Source organism: Saccharibacter sp. EH611, from assembly GCF_009834765.1.
Taxonomy (GTDB): Bacteria; Pseudomonadota; Alphaproteobacteria; order Acetobacterales; family Acetobacteraceae; genus Saccharibacter.
The window spans coordinates 105,262-127,112 of the sequence record NZ_WVHP01000002.1 but is presented as its reverse complement, the minus strand read 5'-3'; the positions used below and the strand labels follow the sequence as shown (position 1 = coordinate 127,112).

Genomic DNA, 21,851 nt, shown 5'->3' with positions numbered 1-21,851 from the left:
GGGGTTTGTTACCATGAGTTTTCACGATACCCGGACAATGTCTCAACCGACGTCCGCAACTGTTGAACCAGAGCTGTTTGAGAGTGTCGTGCAGCTCCCTGGTCGTCACCCTGTAAAGATTGATCCGTCGCGCGATGAGCGTCTGACGGCTTTTGGGCGGGCGACGCTGGATGATCGCTATCTGCTTGAGGGGGAAACCTATCAGGGGCTTTTCGCCCGTGTGGCGTCTCGTTACGGAGCAGATGCTGAGCATACCCAGCGGATTTACGACTATATGTCGCGTCATTGGTTTATGCCGGCCACGCCGATTCTTTCCAATGGTGGGACGAATCGTGGTTTGCCCATTTCGTGCTTTCTCAACGAATCAGAAGATAGCTTGGAAGGCATCGTTGAGCTTTGGAACGAGAATGTATGGCTTGCTGCTAAAGGTGGCGGGATTGGCTCTTATTGGGGTAATCTGCGCTCTATTGGTGAGAGCATCGGGCGTAATGGGCGTACGTCGGGTGTGATTCCTTTTATTCGGGTGATGGATAGTCTGACACTGGCTATCAGCCAAGGGAGTTTGCGCCGTGGCTCAGCAGCGGTGTATCTGCCAATTTGGCATCCTGAAATTGAAGAATTTATTGAGATGCGTCGTCCCACAGGTGGGGATCCGAACCGTAAGGCGATGAATCTTCATCATGGCGTATTGGTGACTGATGACTTCATGCGTGCTGTTGCGCAGGATGAAGAATGGCCTCTGATTTCTCCTAAAGACCACAGCGTGATTCGCAAGGTCTCAGCACGAGCCTTGTGGATCCGTCTTCTAACAGCGCGGATGGAGCAGGGCGAGCCATATATTATCTATTCAGATACGGTGAATCGTGCCCGACCGGAACATCACCGTTTAGCAGGGCTTGAGGTTAAAACCTCCAATCTGTGTGCAGAAATCACTCTGCCCACAGGGATTGATCATCATGGGAAAAATCGAACAGCGGTGTGCTGCTTATCTTCCCTTAATCTCGAATATTGGGATGAGTGGAAGGATGAGCCGCAATTTATCGCTGACGTGATGCTCTTCCTTGATAATGTCTTGCAGGACTTCATTGATAACGCACCCAACCATATGGATCATGCTCGTTATGCTGCGATGCGTGAGCGCTCTGTTGGATTGGGGGCGATGGGCTTCCACTCCTTCTTGCAAAGCAAGATGGTGCCGTTTGGCAGTGTGATGGCAAAGGTTTGGAATAAGAAAATCTTCAAGCATATTTCTGAGCAGGCCAATCAAGCCTCTAAGGATCTTGCACAAACGCGTGGAGCATGCCCCGATGCTGAAGAGTATGGGTTTATGGAGCGCTTCTCCCACAAGATGGCTGTAGCGCCGACGGCGTCTATTTCCATCATCGCTGGGAATGCAAGTCCTGGGATTGATCCCATTAGTGCGAATGTTTTTCTGCAGAAGACGCTTTCTGGTTCTTTTACCGTGCGTAATCGCCATTTAGCTCAACTGTTGAAAAAACATGGTCGTGATAACGAGGAAGTGTGGTCTTCTATCACGTTAACGAAGGGGTCTGTGCAGCATCTGGACTTCTTGTCTCAGGATGAAAAAGACGTCTTTAAAACGGCCTTTGAGCTGGATCAGCGTTGGGTGGTGGAACATGCAGCGGATCGTGCGCCATTCATCTGCCAGGCACAGTCTGTCAATCTGTTCTTGCCGGCTGATGTCCATAAGCGTGATCTCGTTCGTATTCATTACGAGGCATGGAAGAAGGGCGTAAAATCTCTGTATTACTGCCGTTCTTTGTCCATTCAACGGGCTGATACGGTTTCTAATATGGCGTCGAAGAAAGACATCATGGAAGGTGATGACGATCATCTGCCACAAACAACGCCGCGCCATAATGAAACAGGGGCGGGTAGCTATGAAGAATGCTTGTCTTGCCAATAAGGCGGTCTTTGTAAGCGATAAGTGTTAGTTAGTAGGAATGCGAAGGAACTAAATGATGGTAGATCAAGCACCTCTTCCGTCTGCACCAGAATCAGAAATTGAAGCGAACTTGCTTGTTGAAAACCCCGTTTATAAGCCATTTCGTTACCCTTGGGCTTATGATGCATGGTTGACGCAGCAGCGTTTGCATTGGCTTCCCGAGGAAGTCCCTATGGCGGAAGACGTCAAGGATTGGCATCGTACGCTAAGCGACGTAGAGCGTAATCTGGTCACGCAAATTTTCCGCTTCTTTACGCAAGCTGATGTGGAAGTAAATTCTGCATATATGAAATACTACAGTCAGGTTTTTAAGCCGACTGAAGTCTTGATGATGCTTTCATGTTTTTCGAACATTGAAACCATTCATATTGCGGCCTATTCACATCTTCTGGATACTATTGGCATCCCGGAAACTGAGTATTCTGCTTTCCTGAAATACAAGGAGATGAAGGATAAGTATGACTTCATGCAATCCTTCAATATCAACAGTAAGCGCGATATTGCGAAAACGATGGCTGCTTTTGGGGCCTTTATGGAAGGGCTTCAGCTCTTCGCATCTTTCGCCATTCTGTTGAATTTTCCACGCTTTAATAAGCTTAAAGGAATGGGGCAGATTGTTTCATGGTCTGTGCGTGATGAAACATTGCACTGCCTGTCCATGATTCGGCTCTTTAGGACCTTTATTCGTGAGAATCCTGAGCTATGGACGCAGGATTTCCGCGATGAGCTCGTTGAGATTTGCCGTCAGACCGTCAAACATGAAGATGCTTTCATTGAGCTGGCTTTTGAGATGGGCCCCGTGGAAGGATTGGATCCCGCATTGGTTGAGCGTTATATCCGCTTTATTGCGGATCGACGCCTCACACAGCTTGGTTTGGACCCGATCTATGGCATTGATAAGAATCCGCTTCCGTGGGTTGATGATATGCTGAATGCTGTTGAGCACACGAATTTCTTTGAAAATCGCGCTACAGAATACTCACGTGCCTCAACCCAAGGGAGTTGGGAAGAAGCATTCGAAAGTGATGTTTTCAACTAACGTTTTGTTGGTAAAATCGCACGAATAGAGCGGGGAATAAGAGCTATGATCTTGACCCCGTCTATTCGTCTGCTCATATGGTAGACGTAAGTCTTTGTTAAAATGGCCGTCTAGTGTCTTTTCTCCATTAAAGACATGGGACGGCTCCTTGTATGTGCCCTAATACCCTCATTGCGAGGGTTAGGGAGTGGAGTTGTGACCCTTGGTTTCTTCCTCGTCAGATCCCCTTGCTACGCGCCATTCCACCGCTGCTAGTCGTGAAAATGTAAGGGAAGAGGATGCTTTGAAGGCTTTGTCCGCCTACCTTGCTGATGATATGCGAGCATGTAATCAGGCTATCATTGATAGAATGCAAAGCTCGGTTCCACTGATCCCACAATTAGGGGCACATCTTGTTGCGGCGGGGGGGAAGCGCCTGCGTCCATTATTGACGCTCGCTTCGGCTCGTTTGTGTGGTTATCAGCCAAGTGCTGAGAATCAGCGTCATGTTGGTTTGGCAGCGTGTGTTGAATTTATCCATACGGCAACACTTCTTCATGATGACGTCGTGGATGAAAGCACGTTAAGGCGTGGCATGGCGTCGGCTAATGCGCTGTTTGGAAATAAATCTTCTGTGCTGGTTGGCGACTTCCTTTTCGCGCGTTCGTTCCAGCTTATGACGGCAGATGGTTCACTTAAGGTCATGGCGATTTTGTCTGAGGCATCGGCAACGATTGCTGAGGGTGAAGTGTTGCAGATGTCGACGCAGAATGACCTTTCTACGCCTATTGAACGGTATTTAGAGGTTATTCACGGAAAGACAGCGGCCTTATTTGCAGCGGCTTGTCGTGTTGGTGCCGTAGTTGCCGGGCGGTCCGAGAAGGAAGAGTTGGCGCTAGAAGCGTATGGCACTAATCTTGGTATGGCCTTCCAGTTAGTTGATGATGCGCTAGATTATGCGGCTGACCAGCAGGTGTTGGGGAAAACAGTGGGTGATGATCTTCGTGAAGGCAAAATTACCCTACCTGTTTTAGCGGCCTATGATTCTGGAACTGAGGAAGAACGTGTCTTCTGGAAGCGCGTCATAGAGGATAACGAGCAGACTGACGCAGACTTGCCGCGCGCTTTAGACATGATCGCTCGAACAGATGCGATTAAGACAACGCTGAAACGGGCAGAGCGTTATGCGCATAAAGCAGTTGAAGCATTAGAGATCTTCCCAGAGAGTGAATTAAAGGCACTTTTGGTGAAGACGGTGCTTTATACAGTGAATCGCGTTAACTAAGAAAATTGTGCTTTTCGTGGAAAAGGGAAAAGCACACAGTCGCTAAAACCTAACCATGTGATATGTTGTGTCAGGCTGTCGTTTTCTTTCGGGAACGCGGTGACAAAGCAACGCTGCGGGGCCGTGTGCTGAGCCGGTTGGCTCATAAGATCAAAATGCTCCGAAAGACGAGAAAGCGCATGTTGAGCGACGGCAGGTGCCGGATCTAGCCACATGATGGAGGACGCTGCATTAAGGCGACGGAAGATAGGCATGAGAAAGGTATAATGCGTGCATCCCAGCCCGATTGTATCAATTTTTTCCCCGCCTTCTTGAGAGAAAAGGTGCGTCAGCTCAAAGGCAACGTCTTCTGAGGAAGGGTTTTCGCCTCGGAACGCTTGTTCTGCCAGTTGAGCAAGATGAGCGGACCCATGCACGATGAGACGACAATCAGCAGCAAAACGTTGATGAAGATCACGCAGATAGGGTCGACGAGCCGTGGCCGTGGTGACAAGAAGGCCAATAGTGCGGCTGACTGACACTCGGCCAGCCCAACGAATGGGTGGGACGCAGCCGACAACAGGAAGGCTGAGCGTTGCTCTAACGGCGGGCAAAGCAAGGGTGCTTGCTGTATTACAGGCGATGATGAGCAAGTCAGGAGATAGCTTCTGGCATGCCTCTTTAAGAAGCGCGACAATGTGTTCTGTCAAAGGAGCATCGGGCTGTTCCCCATAAGGGAACAGAGCCGTATCAGCGAGATAGTCTACATGCACAGAGGGAGCGAGGCTACGCAACGCTTGAACGACCCCCATGCCACCAATGCCAGAGTCAAAGACAAGAATATGTGGACTATGGTTAGACATGGGGGCCTTCGTGATTAGAGGGACGAATTAGCTCTTTTTAAAAGCGAGTGCTTCTTCTGCGCTGCCGACGCCGCCATGAGCGCGTGACCAACCGCAAGGGTCTTCTAGAAAACGGCGCACTTCAGCGCTGTCTTGGTCGGAGAAATATTGACCATTGGCGCATGCTTCTAACACATCCCACCAAGTGCAGAGAGAATGGAGGGAGATTCCCATATCTGAAAGGGTCTTCTGAGCGCCTGGGAAAACGCCATAGTAGAAGACAACGAACGTATGATCGACAATCGCACCAGCTTGGCGAAGAGCATTGGCAAAACGGATTTTGGATGCACCATCTGTTGTTAGATCTTCGACAAGAAGGGTGCGCATATTTTCAGGCACATCCCCTTCAATCTGCGCGTTACGGCCAAATCCTTTTGGCTTTTTACGTACATACGCCATAGGGGTCATGAGTCGGTCAGCAATCCAGGCGGCGAAGGGGATGCCTGCTGTTTCCCCACCGACAACAGCATCAAGACTTTCATAGCCGATATGGCGTCCAATTTTTTCGACAGCAAGTTCCATCAACTTGGCGCGTGCACGGGGGAAGAAGATAATTTTTCGACAATCAATATAGACGGGCGACTTCCATCCAGATGTGAGCGTGTAGGGCTCATCTGGGCGGAAATTAATCGCTTTAATTTCCAGAAGAATACGAGCTGTTGTTAAGGCGGCGTCACGGTCCCACTGTGTGTGGCGGCTGCTATGAGAGGAGGTGCCGGATGCGGTCATTATCTTCTCCAAATAAAGAGGTTCCTTTTGAGACATCTAGCGGTTACAAAGCAAGAGGGGTAGAGGAAAGATGGTTTCATCATCTCTTTCTGTTAAAGAAACCTTGTTTCAGTTATAAGTTTTTCTATATGGTGAAACGCCCTAGCTCACATTCTCTGTGAGATACCCAGTTAACCTGAGAGAGTAAGGCTCAGAGATGGAACTCGAAATTAGCCATATCGGTCGCAAATGCGAACGTGCTGTTATCACGGCGTATCAGGAGCTTCATGGAATGGGGCAAAGTGAGATGCAGATTTTCTCAGCGTGTACGACACTCTACCGCATTCATCATCCTGAATCGTCCATCCCAGAAGCCCGGCTTTTAGTGTCCGAGTGGATTGACCACCATATTGTGCGCCGTGATCGTGGCGCGACCCGAGGCTGCAACTGCTAAGGCCGCTATAGCGCAGGTGGAGATATTGGAAGAGGCGAGCGATCATAAAGACACGAAAGACACTGATGATTCCAGTATTGTTTGAGTGATCGGGGATGAGCGTTTGCGTGTCCCCGTGCTTTCAATGGCATATTACCCATCGAAGTGATTGTATTCGAAAGGCCTATCAACAGGGATATGGTTTTATCGCTCGTCCATAGAAGGAACGGGCCGAGCCTCTTCGCCTGTGTAGATTTGGCGCGGGCGCATGATGCGGTTGTTGGGATTACTTGTCATCTCAAGCCACTGGCTGACCCAGCCTGTTGTACGAGCGATGGCAAACAATGCTGTGAACATGGATGTCGGAATACCCAAGGCTTTCAAAATAAGGCCAGAGTAAAAATCGACATTTGGATAAAGCTTTCTTTTGATAAAATACTCATCTTCTGTAGCGATGCGCTCAAGTTCCATGGCGAGATCAAGCAGAGGATCACGTTCTAAACCCAGCGTTTCAATCACTTCGTGGAAGCTTGTCCGCAGCAACTTAGAGCGAGGATCCACATTGCGGTAAATACGATGTCCAAACCCCATAAGGCGAATGCCCGATGTTTTGTCTTTCACCTTAGTGAGAAAGGCTGGGATATTCTCCTTGGATCCAATCTGATGGAACATATCAAGGGCGGCTTCATTAGCGCCACCATGGGCTGGCCCCCATAGGGCGGCAATCCCAGCAGAAACACAGGCGAATGGATTGGCCCCCGTGGAGCCAACTAAACGCACGGCAGTCGTTGATGCATTCTGCTCATGGTCGGCATGAAGCATGAGGATGCGATCAATTGCTCGTGCGAGAACGGGGTTAACATTGTAGCGGCGTCCAGGCCGCGCAAAAAGCATGTGTAGAATATTTTCAGAAAAAGAGAGTTCCTCTTCTGGATATATAAAAGGTTCACCGATCGTATATTTATAAGCCCAAGCAGCAATTGTTGGCACTTTTGCGACCAACTGACGGGCCGCGAATTCACGGTGATCACGATTGTTCGTATCAAGCTCGTCTGTATAAAATGTCGAAAGTGCTGCTACTGTTCCACATAAAATGGCCATTGGGTGAGTATCACGACGGAACCCATTAAAGAAATTACGAATTTGCTCATTAAGAATACGAAGCTCAGCCATTTCATGGCAAAAAGACACGTATTCAAGCCGTGTGGGGAGATGCCCTGAAAGCAGAAGATAGGTGAGCTCGGTGAAGTCTGCTTTAAGTGCGAGTTCTTCAATCGGATATCCACGATGGAGCAGAATGCCTTTTTCTCCATCGATGTATGTAATCCCACTGCAACATGAGGCTGTAGAAGAAAAACCAGGGTCAAAAGCCAGTGTTGAAGAGTGAGATGTGAGATGGCGCTGATCAAAACCAGCAGGACCGATGGTTGATTGAACAGTCGGTAGAGATACAGAAAGAGAGAGTTCGGGATGTTGGTGCGTCATCTTTTGGGTATCCCTGTGATCTATTGCAGAGAAAAAGCTAACCCTATTTTTTATTGAGAACAATATAGCCTATGAAATGTTTTCATTTTTTAAGCAAAATAAAAATGGTGGAAAGGAATGCTCCTCTCCACCGTAATAATATATCAGAAAAGTGAATTTATTTAGTGAATGGTTTCAGGAAGAGCATATACAACAAGCGAGTCCGAGATCGGTGTTCCCATGAAATGATGTCCTCCTGCCATGATAGCAACATACTGGCGTCCATTAACGGCATACGTCATTGGGGTTGCTTGACCACCCCCAGGAAGAGCATCATGCCAGAGTTCTTTGCCGGATTTCATATCAATAGCATGCAGAAGATTATCTGTGGTCGCAGCGACAAAGGCGACCCCTCCGGCGGTAATGATAGGGCCACCATTATTGGGTGTACCAATGGTGAGGGGCAGGCCAGTGGGTAAGCCCCAAGGACCATTAGCACGTGCCGTTCCTAATGGCCGCTGCCATAGCACGGAATGCGTTTTGAGATTGATCGCTGTGATCATTCCGTAAGGAGGCTGATTGCACATCATTTTGGTGAATTGGTTCCAAAATGGTGAAACAATAATACCGTAGGGTGTATCCGCTTGAGCTCCGTTTCCTTCAGCGCCGCCGCCGCCAGGTTTGTAGTCTGGGGAATCAATAGAAACTAAGCCAAGATGATCCGCTTGTTTGCGTGTAACCAGCGCATCATACATAGGCAAATTGTTCCAATTAGCGAGAAGAATACCGCTTTGTGGATCATAAGCCATACTGCCCCAGTCACTCCCGCCATTATAACCGGGATATTCGATCCAGGGTTTACCAAGACGAGGTGGAGTGAACTCACCCGTATAAGCAGCCCGACGGAACTTAATGCGGCAAAAAAGTTGATCTAAAGGTGACATGCCCCACATGTCAGCTTCTCTAAGCTTTGGGAAGCCTAGCCGTGGCACAGCAACAGACCATGGTTGTGTTGGGGCGCGTGTATCATCAGGTACAAAACCAGGTGAAGGCGCTGCTTTTTCAACGACAGGGAAGTCAGGTAGAGGTTTACCGGTGCGTCTGTCTAAGATGAATGTCTGGCCACGTTTGGTTGGCATAATCAGCGCAGGAATGATGCTGCCATCTGGCGCATGTGCATCAAAAAGTGTTGCTTGAGAGCCAATGTCATAGTCCCATACGTCTTTATGAACTGTCTGGAAGACCCAGCGTGGGGAACCCGTTTTGACATCAAGGGCAACGATGGAGGACGATACCTTATTTTCAGCATCGGTGCGTAAGGCACTGTAATAATCAACGGCTGAATTCCCGGTGGGGACGTAAACGAGTCCAAGCTCATTATCACCCGTCATAGCGGCCCATGAGTTGGGTGTGCCACGACTATAGAACTTACCGGGTGCAGGTTGGTGATGATTGTCGGGATTGTTGACATCCCATGCCCAGACAAACTGACCGCTTTCTGCATCATAACTGCGGATCACACCAGACGGGGCCCAACGGCGCTGTCCGTCAAGCACTTCATGATTGACGACAGCAACGCCATTGATCACCGGAGGTGGTGTTGTCATGGCGACAAAACCGGGCACAGACCATCCGATGCCTTGCATGAGGTTAACTTGCCCGTCATGGCCAAACATTGGGCAGAGAGCCCCCGTATCTGCATCAACTTGAATCAAGCGTTCATCAAGTGTCGCTTCCATAATACGATTATGGCAGGGCTGACCTTCGGGCACGAGGGAGGAGGTAAAATAGGTTACTCCTTTGCAGGCAGCTGTGTAAGGGATGCTTTCATATTTCTCGCCTGAATGAAAATGCCATTTTTCCTGCCCATTCGTAGCGTCAACACGCATCATGTCATTTGTAGCAGAGCATAAATAAAGTGAGGAACCAACCTTAATTGGGGTGGTTTCGGGAGCCCATTTATTGGCTTTCCCCTTCGGCACTAAACTGCCTGTATGATAGACGAAAGCACGTTTCAGCTGTGCGACATTTTCAGGCGTAATTTGTTTAAGAGGCGAAAACCGGCTTTGGTGGTCGTCATGACCGTAAACAGGCCAATCGCTTTCTTGGGGATGCGCTCCTTGTTGTGGAGCCATGGTTGGCAGTTGGTTAGCGGGTATTTCACCGATATCAGGTAGATGAGCGGGGTTGACGCTTAATGGTTGGGGGGTTGTTGGAGACGGTGGAGGATACAGGGAATGGTAAGGCTGATTATGAGAAGATTCTTGCTGTTCTAAGCTGGGGGGCTCAGAAGACGGTGGGATTTGTGCAAAAGCTGAAAGGGAGATGGATGCGCTGCTTGCAAGAAGTGTTGCAAGAAAAAAGTTCTTACGCATGGCGTGCTTCTTTCTGGATACGAGATAGTGCGAGAAGGCTGAACGCGACAGCGATGGCAATCAGAGTGGGGCCTAAGAGGCGAGGGAGCCATCCCCAAAAATCGAACCCAACTTCGTAAATTGTCCAAGGGATCGTTAAGAACCATGCCAGCAGATAAAGCCAGCCGCCCATTGCTTGTTGACGGAGCATGAGAATACCCGAAGCTGTGAGGAGAATGCCGCACAGCACATAATACCAAGAGCCGCCGAGCCAAGCGAGTTCTGACCCTAATATGACGAAATAAAGGCCAAAGACCAAAATAATGGCTGCAAGTATTCCGATGAGAACAGGAGCTACCTTCCATCGGGATCGGGAGGAGGGAGAAGAAGAAATCACAGACAATCTCCTAACTGGAAGAATATTCTTTCAATTAGGGGAGCGTCACAAAGTAAAAAAACCCATCATCCAACACGTTTACGTGAAGGAACGATCACAAAAATATGAGCATATCAATCAGTCTCTAAAGAGCTGGCGATGCGCTTATGGTGAGCAATGACTTCTGACACGACAAAGGAAAAGAAACGTTCTGCAAAATCGGGATCAAGCTGGGCATTTTCAGCAAGCTGACGAAGACGGGCAACTTGTTGAGCCTCACGCTCGGGATCAGATGCAGGAAGCTGGTACTGCGCTTTTAGCTCGCCAACTGTTTGTGTTGTCTTAAAACGCTCTGCCAACAAGCACACAAGAGCTGTGTCGATATTATCAATCGTATTGCGGAGTTGCTGAAGAGCAAGGTCAGCTGTCTCAGAAGTCATTGAGGTCAATCCATGCTAAATGGCCACCTTTTCCGGCACCAAGATCCATAAAGACTGCTTTCCCACCCAGACGTCCGGTACGGTGCCACGGCCTTCCATCATAAGAACGGCGGTCATGACCGACATAGACGGTGATACCTGCAGGGATACGGTTAATCCAGCTTAGGCGGCGCTCGGGGTATCCATCAGGTTGCATACGACTGGTGGTTTCACCAAACAGCGCACGAGACAGAGGGGGGGACATGTCGTCCAACCCTGTCGGAGGAGGGGGCGATGACAGCATGGTTGTGTGAAAGCCACCATGTACAAAAATAATATTATTTAATCGCTGCCAGGCCGGTGCATGACGAATAGCTTCGTGTGCACGTTGAGCGAGATCATCTTGAGCAGAAAGGCTAATTTGCCTAAGTGTTTCCTCAAGCGGTGGATCACGTCTCAGTCGTCGTCCCTCTAAAGCACGGCCGAGTTTGCGGTCATGGTTCCCAAGGACGAACATCCCTCGTTGAGTCTCAATAAGATCCAGCATGACTTCAAGCACGCCAGCGCTATCGGGGCCGTGATCCACAAGATCGCCCAATTGTAAGACATAACGTTGGGTTGCGATGGCGTGCCGAAAGGCGTTGAGATCACCATGCACGTCTCCCACAACGCGCAGCCCATGCTGGCGAATGCGGGTCAATACCGATTCGCAAAGTGTAGGTTCGGCAAAAATAGGTCGATCTTTCACGGCTCCGGCTGTCTTGGTTATCCGGGTTGTTAACAGGAGGTGCTGATTGTCTGATGTCAGGGCGTAATCGTCAACCGTTAGCCATCTTGATACTTTCATCTAAATTAACAGAGAGCAAGCGGCTGACACCTCTTTCCTGCATTGTAACGCCAAAAAGACGATCCATATGCGCCATAGTGAGCTGATGATGGGTAACCACTAAAAAGCGTGTTTTTGTCTGTTTCGTCATATCCGTTAGAAGATGGCAGAAACGCTCAATATTAGCATCATCTAAAGGAGCATCCACTTCATCCAGCACACAAATTGGCGCTGGTGTGCAGTGGAACGCGGCAAAAATCAGAGAGAGAGCCGTCAAGGCTTGTTCGCCACCAGAAAGAAGGGAAAGGGTCGATAATTTTTTTCCCGGTGGTTGCGCGAAAATCTCGAGCCCAGCATCTAACGGATCGTCACTTCCGACCATGGCGAGATGTGCCTTCCCACCTCCAAACATACGCTCAAAAAGAGACTGAAAATGCTGGTTGATCTCTGTGAAGATCGTTGTGAGCTTTGAGCGCCCTTGTCGATTAATCGCTCCAATCCCACCGCGAAGACGCGCAATAGCCGTGGTGAGCTCGGTATGTTCTTTAAGCAAATGCTCTGATTCGTCGCGAGCTTTCTGAAATTCTTCTTCAGCACATAAATTAACAGGGCCAAGTGCTTCGCGTTCCTGCGTAAAGCGCTTTACATTTCGCCGGAACTGTTGCTCGGCCTGTGCGGTGACCTCCGTTAATGTAGGGGAGTTTTCTGGAAGAGGCGTATTGTGGCGGAGTGTATCGTAAGCGGAATAGGCCTGTTCCAAACGCTCTTTGATACGGATAACTTCTTCAGCATACTGAGCACGCTGTTGATGATCATGATGGTGACGGGCAGAGCGTTGCTCTTTGTCTTTATACAATTCTTCGAGAGCACTGCGGTTCGTCTGCATCTCCTCCTCTAGCTTTGTGAGCTTTTCGGAAGAGCGCGTTATATTTTCCTCTAGGGCAGTTTGGTTTTTTCCACTGTTTTCTGAGGAGGGAAGAAGCTGTTTTTGCCGCTGAAGGAGCGCTGTTTCTTCTTCGTGTAGATGGTCTAATGTTTCTTCAAGCATTTTATGTTGCTGTTGAAGAGCTTCATAGTGCGCACGACAGCTCTGTTCCTCTTGCTCTAGCTGCGCATGGTGTTGGTGTAATTTTTGTACGTGCGTACGTACTATTTTAAGAGCGTGCTGTGCTTCAGTCACTGCATGCTGTGTACTCTCTAGAGTTGGGAGGGATGCTTCCTCTTGCGCAAGCTGTGCAGTCTGTTCTTCTGAGCGGGAAAGTGTATCTTTCTGTGTCTTGATACGTTGCCCAATAGTGTCAGCTTGAGTGTTTAGGGCAGTGAGTTCACGTTCTAACTGTGTGTAGTGCTCCGTCAGCTGATCAGCGTGTTGTTGGGCTTCTTTGTAAGCCTGTTCGGCCTGTTGACGTTGCGTCAAGGCCTCAGCAAGTGAGGTGTCACCTTGTTGGACACGGGCATGGAAGGTGCGGACATCAAGACGTTTCTGCTCCTCAAGAAGTTCATTATGTTCTCCTTGTTGGGAGCGTATTTCTTGAGCGAGTCGTTGGTCAGAGAGCTTTAATTCTGCGAGGCGTTCTTGCGTCGTTTTATGCGCCAGAAGGGCCTGCTCATAAGAGCGTTCAGCTTTATGAAGTTCTGCTTGACGTTTTTGATAAGCATCGCGGGCTTGGCGTGCCTGTTTTTGTATAGCGTGTGTGGCTTCTTCCGCGAGGCGAAGCGCATCGTGTGGTTGTTTGGGGAAATGCGTCAGAGCGCTTTCTTGATGTTGTCGCTGCTCCTTAAGGCTTTGGAGGGCGTTCTTTTGCTCCTCTAGCTGTTCCTGGGCTAGCGTAAGCCGTTCTTGATGGAAAGAGAACCGGCGTGACAGCTCCTGCGCCTGAAGATGGGCTTTACTATGGCTGTCTTTCAGCTGCTGATGCTGTCGTGTGAGCGTAGCGACGTGCGTGCGGCATGACACAAGTGTTTTTTGGCTGGTAGTAAATTTTTCCTGCGCTTCGGTCAGAGCCGCTTTGATGGCTTTAATCTCTTTTTCAAGACTGCGAAGGCGCTGTTGCTGCTCTAACCGTATCGTTTCGGCAGATGGAGCTTTATGACTACGAACAAACCCATCCCAGCGCCATACATCACCCTCACGCGAGACAAGGCTTTGCCCTGGGGCTAGCTGGGCTTGGAATGTTTCGCCTTGCTGTGGATCATCTACTAAAAAGACTGAAGAAAGAGCACGTGAGAGCGCTTTTGGAGCGGTCATATACGCGCTCAAAGGCTGTAAAGAAGCAACGCCATCTGCCGATAAGATTGGCAAATCTCGCCAATAGCGCAATGTTTCGTGATTGCTTGAAGGTGGAAGTGGGAGGGGAGACAGTGAGGCTTCCAGTCCCTCTGTCAGAGCGCAAGCGAGGGCACGTGTAAGCTCTTCTGGAACTCGGATATGGTCAATAACAGGATCTGGTGTTTGGGTTTCATTGGCTCCAAGGCTTTGACGAAGGCCTTCGCATTCGCCTTGGAGTTGCGCTAACTCCGCTTCCCGTTGCATAACCTCTTGGCGTATTTTCTCAGCATGGCGTTGTGCTTGCGTGAGCTCGTTTTGCGTTTTGGAGAGTTTCTTATTGTGGGAGGAAAGCTCTTTCTCCACAGAGGAGAAGTTATTCTCAGCTTGCTCAACATCGTGAGCAGAGAGAGGTTCTTGATTCATTTTTTCAATGGCATCAAGAGCATTTTGATAGCGTTTTTCTTGCTGAGACAAAGCGTGGGTGAGGCGCTCAATCTCTTCGGTTAAGGCGGTGTGTTTACGTTGCCATTCATCATGACGAGCGCGTTTAGTCAGCCATTCTTGTTCAACCTGTTCTTTTTTCTGGAAGAGTTTTTTCTCGCGTTCTTCTGCTTCTTTGGTCGTTTTTCTAGCATTACTTATGGTGCGTTCCAGCAGGTGTTTCTGCTCATCTGAAAGCAGAGAATCTTCCAACATTTGGCACTGTGTTGCGTCCGACTGACGGCGTTTTTCAAGTTCCTCAAGATTGTTCTTTACACTATGAAGGCGTGTTTTAAGCTGTTTCTCTTGTTCTTCGGCTTGCTTAAGAGCTTGAGCAGCAAGCTTCGCTTCTAATACACATTCTTGGTGAGCGGACTGTGCCTTTTGCAGTTTTCGCCGGGCATGTTGCGCTTGGTCTCGTGCTTCCTGTGCTTGCTGAGAAGCATGGTGAAGCGACGGGAAGTCAGCCTGTTTTTGGTGAATTTTTTCGTGTTCGTTCTCAAGTTCCTGAAGCGCAGTACGTTCTTTTTTAAGCTGTTGGTTGCGATCCTTTAGCTGGCTTTTTAGCGTTTCGTGTTGGAGATATTCTTTGTTGTACTGCGCAGTGAGCTCATCGTAAGAACGCTGCTTGTCCGCTTGATCATGGGAGAGGCGTTCGAGCTCTTTACGTAGTGTCTCCTGCTTTTCAGGAAAGAGAGCTTCTTTTTCCTTTAGAGTATTGATCTCGGATAGAAGAGCGTTTTTGCGTGCGGTAAGTTGGTCGCGCGTGTTCTTCTGACGTTGTAAGTCACTTTCAATTTGTGCAAGCCGTTCAGCCGTTTCTTGTTTGGTTTTCTGCGAATGTTCTAGGTTTTTTTTGGCGACCTGAATGCTAACACGAAGCTCCTCAATAGCGGGGCGAAGTGTTTCAATATTACGTTGATAGATTTTCTCTTTTTCTTTTTGCTCAGCAGAATATTTTTCCGCATTATGAACCTGTGTTTCTATTTTATGAAGTTTGTCTTTAATTTGAGAAAGGTTTTTCTGGTGCTGTTGTATGGATTTTTGCGCACGAGCATGTTGTGCGGTGAGTAAGAGAAGCTCTGATTCACGAATTTTCTCAGAAAGGGAGCGATAATGCCGTGCGTGCGTTGATTGATCTTCAAGAACATCCAGCTGCTCGGTGAGCTGTTGCCGCCTATCTTCAGCGCGTTCTAAATTGCTTTCTGATTGACGTAGTTTCAATTCAGCGTCACGGCGCCGTGCATATAACCCTGTGATTCCAGCGGCTTCTTCAAGGAGCGCACGGCGTTCTTCCGGTTTAGCGGCGATCAGCTGGCTGACACGGTTTTGGCTGATAATGGACGAGCTACGAGCCCCAGAGGAAAGATCCGCGAAAATTGTTTGAACATCGCGTGCTCGCATCGTCTGGCCATTAATGCGGTAGGCACTCCCACGCCCACGTTCAGCTTGGCGTGAGATATTGAGTTCATCACTTTCCCCAAAAGGAGCGGGAGCTAAGCCTTGGGCATGATCAAGCGAAAGCGTGACCTTAGCAACATTACGTGATGGACGAGCGCCCGTTCCAGCAAAGATAAGGTCATCACTTTCACCACCACGGAGAGCGCGAGCTGAGCTTTCTCCCATCGTCCAGCGCAGGGCTTCTACAATATTAGACTTGCCACATCCATTGGGGCCGACAATGCCTGTAAGCCCAGGCAGGATGTCCAGGTGGACATCATCAGCAAAGCTTTTGAACCCGGCAATATCCAAACGGGTAATGGTTGCCCTGTGCTGCGTCATGAAAAACCGTGTGTGTTAGATGGTAAAGAAACGCTTTTAGGCGTTACGCACTAATTCAGCAAATTTTTCAATAGTTTCGGGGTCTTGAGCGAAGGGCTTGTCATTAAAGCGGAAATACGGCGTGCCTTGGATGGAATAGATACGGCCATCATTTTGCGATTGCTCATACAGCTCTTTAGCCAGGGTTTGATCGTTACGGATAGCGTCAAAGCGGCTAGGGGCCATACCGGCAAGGGCAGCTTCCTGACGTAAATGTTCAATTGGATCGCTAGAACTAAATGCCCATTGTTGTAAACGTGAGAACAGAGACATGATGAAAGGTTCATAACGCTCTTCTGGCAACGAGCGTGCAACTGCCGCGGCAATCAGACCAATTTGATCAAGTGGGAAATCATGGAACTGATAACGAATTTTTCCTGTATCAATAAATCTCTTCCGAACTTCGGGGAAGACATCTGTCGCAAAATGCGCGCAATGTGTGCAGGTGAGAGAAAACCATTCTTGCACGAGGACGGGAGCATGGGGGTTCCCGATAATACGAGGGGTGAATCGTGTATCTGGCGTTTCTGCTGCATGTGCAAATTGCGTGCTTGCAGCAAAAGCAGGGAGCGCACCTAACATAGTACGACGAGAGAGAAGACGCTGGGTCACGACTGAAATTCCTTAATGAAGAACGCGGAGAATAGCTCTATCAACGACATAGAGCTTTTTAAGCGTCAAGGGCTGGTGATATGTCCTCTTCTAAGTTGGGAGGATCGTGCCTTTTACTCCAGTCAGGAGGTAAATGCATTCTGAGAGTGAGAATATGGCGCGCATCAGCTTCTAACACACGGAATTCTATACCGCTCGGGTGGGTGAGTACTTCATCACGAGCGGGGACATGCTCGGCAAGATGGAAGACAAGTCCGCCGACTGTTTCAATTTCAGCTTCACGCTCTTCGGACGTGAGAACTTCTCCGAAGCGTTGCTCTAGCTCTTTAACGGAAAGCCGGGCATCAAGGTCGATAGACCCATCAGGCCGTTCAATCCACGGTGTTTCTACGGGATCATCATGTTCGTCAGAGATGTCGCCCACAATTTTCTCAATGAGGTCTTCAATCGTGACAAGTCCGTCGATACTGCCATATTCGTCAATGACGAGAGCCATATGAGTACGGCGTTGCCGCATTTGCAATTGAAGATCTAGCACAGGGATTGTCGGGGCAATCAATAAGGGCTGGCGTAAGAGCGATTGAATATTAAAAGGGGCTTTCTCATCAAGGTGAGTGATGAGGTCTTTGACGTGGATCATTCCCACAATATCATCAAGCTGGTCATGATAGACCGGCATACGGGAGTGATGTTCCTGCCGAACAAGGGCGAGTGCATCTTCAAAAGAGATATGGTCGGGCATGGCGACGATATCTGCCCGTGGTACCATGACGTCATCGGCTGTAATGTTACGCAAATGCAGAACATTCATGATAAGGGCGCGCTCTTGGCGGTCAAGCTCAGGTGTTTCCTGTGATGTGGCGGCACGGTGGGAGGCTTCGCTAACGATCTCTTCAATCGCATGACGAAGGTTATAGTCCCGACTTTTTCGATGGAAAAAGTTGAAAAAACTTGAAAGAGAGCTTGAGGAATGATCGGACGTCATGCGTGTGGCTTTGCTCCGGTTTTCCAAGGGTCAGGGAACCCCATACGACGCATAATATAAGTTTCTAACGTTTCCATACGGCGTGCTTCACCTGGATGGAGATGGTCATGCCCAGCGAGATGAAGGAGGCCATGAATAAGCAGATGTGTCACATGCGCTCGCAATGGGCGTTGGGCTTTGTCGGCTTCACGCTTCATCGTCTCGTAAGCAAGGACAATATCGCCGCCATGCTGTGGGCCAAGGGGCTCGAATGTTAAAACATTCGTTGGCTTGTTCTTTCCACGGAATTGGAAGTTGAGCTTCTTTACGTGCTGATCGTCAGAGAAAAGCAGTGACGGTGCTGTTTGCTGGTTAACATTTATTCCACCGAAACGGCGCACCATTTGGTATGTTCGCTGCACAAGGCGATCAAGGTCACTAATAGCGCCATACCAACGCACTGATTCTACAATAAGATCAGCGCGTGCGATAGGGTTTCGCGGTGTCATGAGATTCCCGGGATGAGATGTCGGAAGAGGAACGATCGTAAGCTTCAACGATACGAGAGACAAGTGGATGACGTACCACATCAAGTGCGGTGAGGTGGCAGATTGAAATACCTTGCACCCCCTCAAGTGTTGCAACGGCGTCTCTTAAGCCAGATGTAACGCCTGCGGGAAGGTCAATCTGGCTCATATCACCAGTGATGGCCATATGGGTATTAGGCCCCATTCGCGTTAGGAACATTTTCATCTGAGCGGGGGTCGTGTTCTGCGCTTCATCCAAGATGACATAAGCATGACCTAGTGTGCGGCCACGCATGAAGGCGAGAGGAGCGACTTCAATTTCACCACTGCTCATACGTCGCGTCACTTGGTCTCCCGGCATCATGTCATGCAGGGCGTCGTAGAGAGGGCGCAGATAAGGATCAATTTTTTCACGCATATCACCAGGTAGAAACCCAAGACGTTCACCCGCTTCGACGGCGGGGCGTGAGAGAATGATACGATCGACCTGTCCTGCTTGAAACATAGCGACGGCCTGCGCCACGGCGAGGTAGGTTTTTCCCGTTCCTGCTGGCCCAATTCCAAAGACCATTTCTTGTTGGGCTAACGCTTCCATATAGGCTGTCTGCCCGTGAGAGCGAGGAGAGAGTACGCCTCGCTTTGTTTGGATGGTTGGAAGGTCTTTTAGGCGGGCTGCAGGTGGATGCTCACGAGTTGGAGAAGAATGCGGCATAGGGGCTGCTTGACGAGAGGAGGGGAGAGAGCTGAGGCGAATAATCCCCTCAACATGTTCTGTATCAAGAGTATGCCCCTGCTCAACCTGACGGTAAAGAGCAATTAAGGCCGCTTGCGCCTGCTCAACGGTCTCTGGAGAGCCTGAAACAGCGATTCTATTACCCCGACACGTTAAGCGAACATCAAGTCCATGCTCAAGTTTCGTGAGGTAGCGGTTATGATCCCCAACGAGCTTTTGAAGCAGGTGGTTATCATTAAATCGCAACGTGGTTGTGCGATGTTCTCCGCTGGAGGGAGAAGAAGATGACGTTTTGGCAGACGAAGTCAAACGGCCAATGCCTCCTCACACAAAACACCCCCGAGGGAGTTTGTGCGTTGTGTTGTGATACGAACTTGAACAACGCGACCAATCAGTGATGGGTCTCCTTCAAAATGTACGGGCTGAAGATAAGGTGAACGCCCCATAACTTGACCTGGCTTTCGACCCGTACTGCTGACGAGAATATCTTGAACCGTGCCAAGAAGAGAAGCATTAAACGCATCTTGCTGCTCACGTAGAAGTGCCTGTAAGCGTGCGAGGCGGCGGTCTTTCACATCTTCTGGCACCTGGAAAGGTTGCCCGGCGGCAGGCGTGCCCGGACGAGCAGAATATTTAAAGCTATAAGCACAGGCGAAGGTTACATCTTTCACCAGTTGCATCGTGGCTTCAAAGTCCTCATCCGTTTCACCAGGGTGCCCAACGATAAAGTCTGAGGACAAAGCGATATCGGGCCGAGCGTGGCGAAGGCGTGTGATAATATCACGATATTCATCAGCTGTATGACCGCGGTTCATGGCTTTTAAAATACGGTCAGAACCGCTTTGTACAGGAAGATGCAAGAAGGGCATGAAGATCGGATTATCGCGGTGAGCTTCAATGAGCGTCTCTTCCATATCGCGTGGATGAGAGGTCATGTAGCGGAGGCGTTCAAGACCGGGAATGTCCCTAAGCTTATCAGCAAGCTCGGCCAAAGTGACGGAACGTCCTTCCCATGTACCGTGATAAGCATTCACATTTTGACCAAGGAGAGTGATTTCTTTAACTCCGCTGTCAACGAGGCGTTTAGCTTCGTCTAAAACAGAAGATACGGGACGGCTCGTCTCAGCACCACGGGTGTAAGGGACGACACAGAAGGAGCAGAATTTATCACAGCCTTCTTGGATGGTTAGAAAGGCGGTGAGGTTTGCACTTGTCTGCGGAGCGGCTTCTTCTGGCAGAAAGTCGAATTTCGCTTCGACCGGGAAATCCGTATCAATAACGCCGCCACCGGCGCGCGCAACGCGTGCAACCATCTCAGGCAAACGGTGATAAGTTTGTGGGCCGAGAACTAGATCAACATAAGGAGCGCGCGCTAGAATTTCTTTCCCTTCAGCCTGCGCAACACATCCGGCAACAGCTAAGAACGTCGATTTGCCGGATTTCTCCTTACGTTCCTCAGTAATTTTACGAAGTCGGCCCAGCTCCGAAAATACTTTTTCTGCAGCTTTTTCACGAATATGACATGTATTAAGAATGATCATATCTGCGTTTTCAGGACGATCAACGGGAGCATATCCCAATGGTCTTAAGACATCGGCCATACGTGCGCTGTCATACACATTCATCTGGCAGCCCCAAGTGATGATGTGTAAACCATGCGGTGTCGAAGAAGGAGAAACGTGTTCAGACATGGGCGATCAAAGTGAACTTTCTAAAAGAACCGATTAAAGGCGGTGTGGGGATGAAGGGTCAACACGGTTTTGTCTGAGGGCTTCATTACCCTTACGGATGAGGTCATGAGACACATTAGCAAGAGCTTTTCGGGTAGGAAAGTCCTCAGGTTTTAAGGGTTCATGGAAGAGGATAGTGGCACGCATGGAGCGCCATTTTCCCAAAGACCATACATGTGGCATGAGATACATATCACCAAACCATGAAAAAACGGAAGCCCGGCGTGAACGTCCAACGGGAAGACCTTCAAGCTGATCGTATGTAAGGGAAATGGGTTGGACAAGAAGGGGGGGGAGTTCTTGGCCAGTTTTTCTTTCTCTTTCTTTCTCTTTTTTCGTTGGTTTGGCGATCGCAAAAAGTGAGGAGAGAAATGGTCTTACGGCGCTTCCGTCTGATGTTGTTCCTTCAGGGAAAAAAGCGATATTGTACCCTTTAATGAGGCGTTCCAGAACATTTTGTACATTTTGGGCCGCCTCCTGACGGTTGCGTGTGATATAAATTGTGCCACCAAGCCGCGTTAAGAACCCGATAAAAGGCCAGTTTCTAACATCCGCTTTCGCAATAAAAAAAACAGGAAGTACGGATCCCAAAACTAAGACGTCAAGCCAAGATGTATGATTAGCGACAAAAACAACACGCCGACCATCTTGGCGAGGGGAGAGATGTCCAGCCATTGTACCGAGTTGACGTATATTGATCCCAAGCAAAAAACAAAGAACACGCCAAAATAAGAGAGGGAAAAGAAGATTCATCTTTCCTGGAAGGATCACGCAAAGCATTTGAAGGCCACAGCCGATAAGGCTCCATGCAAGCACAGCAGAAAGACGGCAAACACAACGCATCGTGCGCCACACCGAAGACGGAGTTGTAGGGCACTGGCGATGAATGAGCTGAGACGGATCGAAATGAGGGCGTTGCTTGCTGGAGTGTTGGCGCATTTTTAAGAGAGGCGTGACAGAAGACATGAGATACGTGATAAGCACC

General features: G+C 49.2%; 18 protein-coding genes. 4 read left to right on the top strand and 14 right to left on the bottom strand.

Annotated features, from left to right (window positions below):
* The first annotated feature begins 13 nt into the window (after positions 1 to 13).
* The 3 genes from GS535_RS02090 (at position 14) to GS535_RS02080 (ending at position 4,269) form a co-directional block, all read left to right on the top strand.
* Entirely contained in the window at positions 14 to 1,927 is a 1,914-nt protein-coding gene (locus tag GS535_RS02090; RefSeq protein ID WP_160792012.1) for a ribonucleoside-diphosphate reductase subunit alpha, read from the top strand.
* 55 nt (positions 1,928 to 1,982) lie between these two features.
* Positions 1,983 to 3,005 (top strand): ribonucleotide-diphosphate reductase subunit beta, encoded by a 1,023-nt coding sequence (locus tag GS535_RS02085; protein ID WP_160792248.1) that lies wholly within the window; start codon positions 1,983 to 1,985, stop codon positions 3,003 to 3,005.
* 316 nt (positions 3,006 to 3,321) lie between these two features.
* Complete coding sequence (locus tag GS535_RS02080) at positions 3,322 to 4,269, top strand: polyprenyl synthetase family protein (RefSeq protein WP_160792249.1); 948 nt, start codon at positions 3,322 to 3,324, stop codon at positions 4,267 to 4,269.
* Here the strand turns inward: GS535_RS02080 and GS535_RS02075 are convergent.
* Together GS535_RS02075 and GS535_RS02070 are read right to left on the bottom strand one after the other, a co-directional pair.
* Complete coding sequence (locus GS535_RS02075; RefSeq protein ID WP_160792013.1) at positions 4,266 to 5,111, bottom strand: glutamate racemase; 846 nt, start codon at positions 5,109 to 5,111, stop codon at positions 4,266 to 4,268. The two genes, GS535_RS02080 and GS535_RS02075, sit on opposite strands and share 4 nt — an antisense overlap.
* A gap of 27 nt (positions 5,112 to 5,138) precedes the next feature.
* The gene (locus tag GS535_RS02070) at positions 5,139 to 5,879 is read right to left on the bottom strand and encodes an orotate phosphoribosyltransferase (RefSeq protein ID WP_160792014.1); all 741 of its coding nucleotides are present in this window, start codon (positions 5,877 to 5,879) and stop codon (positions 5,139 to 5,141) included.
* 196 nt (positions 5,880 to 6,075) lie between these two features.
* Between GS535_RS02070 and GS535_RS02065 the strand changes: the two genes are divergently transcribed.
* On the top strand, positions 6,076 to 6,312 hold the full coding sequence (locus GS535_RS02065; RefSeq protein WP_160792015.1) for a hypothetical protein: 237 nt from the start codon (positions 6,076 to 6,078) through the stop codon (positions 6,310 to 6,312).
* A 183-nt stretch (positions 6,313 to 6,495) separates the two neighbouring features.
* Here the strand turns inward: GS535_RS02065 and GS535_RS02060 are convergent, their stop codons facing one another.
* The 12 genes from GS535_RS02060 to GS535_RS02005 all read right to left on the bottom strand — a co-directional run bounded on the left by GS535_RS02060 (position 6,496) and on the right by GS535_RS02005 (position 21,832).
* Positions 6,496 to 7,776, bottom strand: a complete 1,281-nt coding sequence (locus GS535_RS02060) for a citrate synthase (RefSeq protein ID WP_160792016.1) — start codon at positions 7,774 to 7,776, stop codon at positions 6,496 to 6,498.
* A 161-nt stretch (positions 7,777 to 7,937) separates the two neighbouring features.
* Complete coding sequence (locus GS535_RS02055; RefSeq protein WP_160792017.1) at positions 7,938 to 10,130, bottom strand: pyrroloquinoline quinone-dependent dehydrogenase; 2,193 nt, start codon at positions 10,128 to 10,130, stop codon at positions 7,938 to 7,940.
* Positions 10,123 to 10,506: a glycerol dehydrogenase gene (locus GS535_RS02050; RefSeq protein ID WP_160792018.1), complete on the bottom strand. Its 384-nt coding sequence runs from the start codon at positions 10,504 to 10,506 to the stop codon at positions 10,123 to 10,125. Before GS535_RS02050 ends, GS535_RS02055 begins: the two co-directional genes overlap by 8 nt.
* A 113-nt stretch (positions 10,507 to 10,619) precedes the next feature.
* Positions 10,620 to 10,925 (bottom strand): chorismate mutase, encoded by a 306-nt coding sequence (locus tag GS535_RS02045; RefSeq protein ID WP_160792019.1) that lies wholly within the window; start codon positions 10,923 to 10,925, stop codon positions 10,620 to 10,622.
* The gene (locus tag GS535_RS02040) at positions 10,915 to 11,604 is read right to left on the bottom strand and encodes a metallophosphoesterase (RefSeq protein WP_026294109.1); all 690 of its coding nucleotides are present in this window, start codon (positions 11,602 to 11,604) and stop codon (positions 10,915 to 10,917) included. Before GS535_RS02040 ends, GS535_RS02045 begins: the two co-directional genes overlap by 11 nt.
* 118 nt (positions 11,605 to 11,722) lie before the next feature.
* The gene (locus GS535_RS02035; protein ID WP_160792020.1) at positions 11,723 to 16,261 is read right to left on the bottom strand and encodes an AAA family ATPase; all 4,539 of its coding nucleotides are present in this window, start codon (positions 16,259 to 16,261) and stop codon (positions 11,723 to 11,725) included.
* A gap of 36 nt (positions 16,262 to 16,297) precedes the next feature.
* Entirely contained in the window at positions 16,298 to 16,912 is a 615-nt protein-coding gene (locus tag GS535_RS02030; protein WP_160792021.1) for a thioredoxin domain-containing protein, read from the bottom strand.
* 58 nt (positions 16,913 to 16,970) lie between these two features.
* Positions 16,971 to 17,897 (bottom strand): hemolysin family protein, encoded by a 927-nt coding sequence (locus GS535_RS02025; protein ID WP_160792022.1) that lies wholly within the window; start codon positions 17,895 to 17,897, stop codon positions 16,971 to 16,973.
* Entirely contained in the window at positions 17,894 to 18,385 is a 492-nt protein-coding gene (gene ybeY, locus GS535_RS02020) for an rRNA maturation RNase YbeY (RefSeq protein WP_160792023.1), read from the bottom strand. Before ybeY ends, GS535_RS02025 begins: the two co-directional genes overlap by 4 nt.
* On the bottom strand, positions 18,354 to 19,445 hold the full coding sequence (locus GS535_RS02015; RefSeq protein WP_160792024.1) for a PhoH family protein: 1,092 nt from the start codon (positions 19,443 to 19,445) through the stop codon (positions 18,354 to 18,356). The genes ybeY and GS535_RS02015 overlap by 32 nt, the downstream gene beginning before the upstream one ends.
* A complete protein-coding gene (gene miaB, locus GS535_RS02010; RefSeq protein ID WP_160792025.1) occupies positions 19,442 to 20,827 on the bottom strand; it encodes a tRNA (N6-isopentenyl adenosine(37)-C2)-methylthiotransferase MiaB in 1,386 nt (461 codons plus the stop codon). Before miaB ends, GS535_RS02015 begins: the two co-directional genes overlap by 4 nt.
* A 33-nt stretch (positions 20,828 to 20,860) precedes the next feature.
* Positions 20,861 to 21,832: a 1-acyl-sn-glycerol-3-phosphate acyltransferase gene (locus GS535_RS02005; RefSeq protein ID WP_160792026.1), complete on the bottom strand. Its 972-nt coding sequence runs from the start codon at positions 21,830 to 21,832 to the stop codon at positions 20,861 to 20,863.
* Positions 21,833 to 21,851: the final 19 nt, after the last annotated feature.

What these genes read in the sequence shown, in the direction of transcription:
- miaB (WP_160792025.1), bottom strand. Translation starts at nt 20,827, where the DNA reads ATGTCTGAACACGTTTCTCCTTCTTCGACACCGCATGGTTTACACATC.
- GS535_RS02005 (WP_160792026.1), bottom strand. Translation starts at nt 21,832, where the DNA reads ATGTCTTCTGTCACGCCTCTCTTAAAAATGCGCCAACACTCCAGCAAG.
- GS535_RS02085 (WP_160792248.1), top strand. Translation starts at nt 1,983, where the DNA reads ATGGTAGATCAAGCACCTCTTCCGTCTGCACCAGAATCAGAAATTGAA.
- GS535_RS02055 (WP_160792017.1), bottom strand. Translation starts at nt 10,130, where the DNA reads ATGCGTAAGAACTTTTTTCTTGCAACACTTCTTGCAAGCAGCGCATCC.
- ybeY (WP_160792023.1), bottom strand. Translation starts at nt 18,385, where the DNA reads ATGACACCGCGAAACCCTATCGCACGCGCTGATCTTATTGTAGAATCA.
- GS535_RS02090 (WP_160792012.1), top strand. Translation starts at nt 14, where the DNA reads ATGAGTTTTCACGATACCCGGACAATGTCTCAACCGACGTCCGCAACT.
- GS535_RS02070 (WP_160792014.1), bottom strand. Translation starts at nt 5,879, where the DNA reads ATGACCGCATCCGGCACCTCCTCTCATAGCAGCCGCCACACACAGTGG.
- GS535_RS02075 (WP_160792013.1), bottom strand. Translation starts at nt 5,111, where the DNA reads ATGTCTAACCATAGTCCACATATTCTTGTCTTTGACTCTGGCATTGGT.
- GS535_RS02060 (WP_160792016.1), bottom strand. Translation starts at nt 7,776, where the DNA reads ATGACGCACCAACATCCCGAACTCTCTCTTTCTGTATCTCTACCGACT.
- GS535_RS02080 (WP_160792249.1), top strand. Translation starts at nt 3,322, where the DNA reads ATGCGAGCATGTAATCAGGCTATCATTGATAGAATGCAAAGCTCGGTT.
- GS535_RS02035 (WP_160792020.1), bottom strand. Translation starts at nt 16,261, where the DNA reads ATGACGCAGCACAGGGCAACCATTACCCGTTTGGATATTGCCGGGTTC.
- GS535_RS02025 (WP_160792022.1), bottom strand. Translation starts at nt 17,897, where the DNA reads ATGACGTCCGATCATTCCTCAAGCTCTCTTTCAAGTTTTTTCAACTTT.
- GS535_RS02045 (WP_160792019.1), bottom strand. Translation starts at nt 10,925, where the DNA reads ATGACTTCTGAGACAGCTGACCTTGCTCTTCAGCAACTCCGCAATACG.
- GS535_RS02065 (WP_160792015.1), top strand. Translation starts at nt 6,076, where the DNA reads ATGGAACTCGAAATTAGCCATATCGGTCGCAAATGCGAACGTGCTGTT.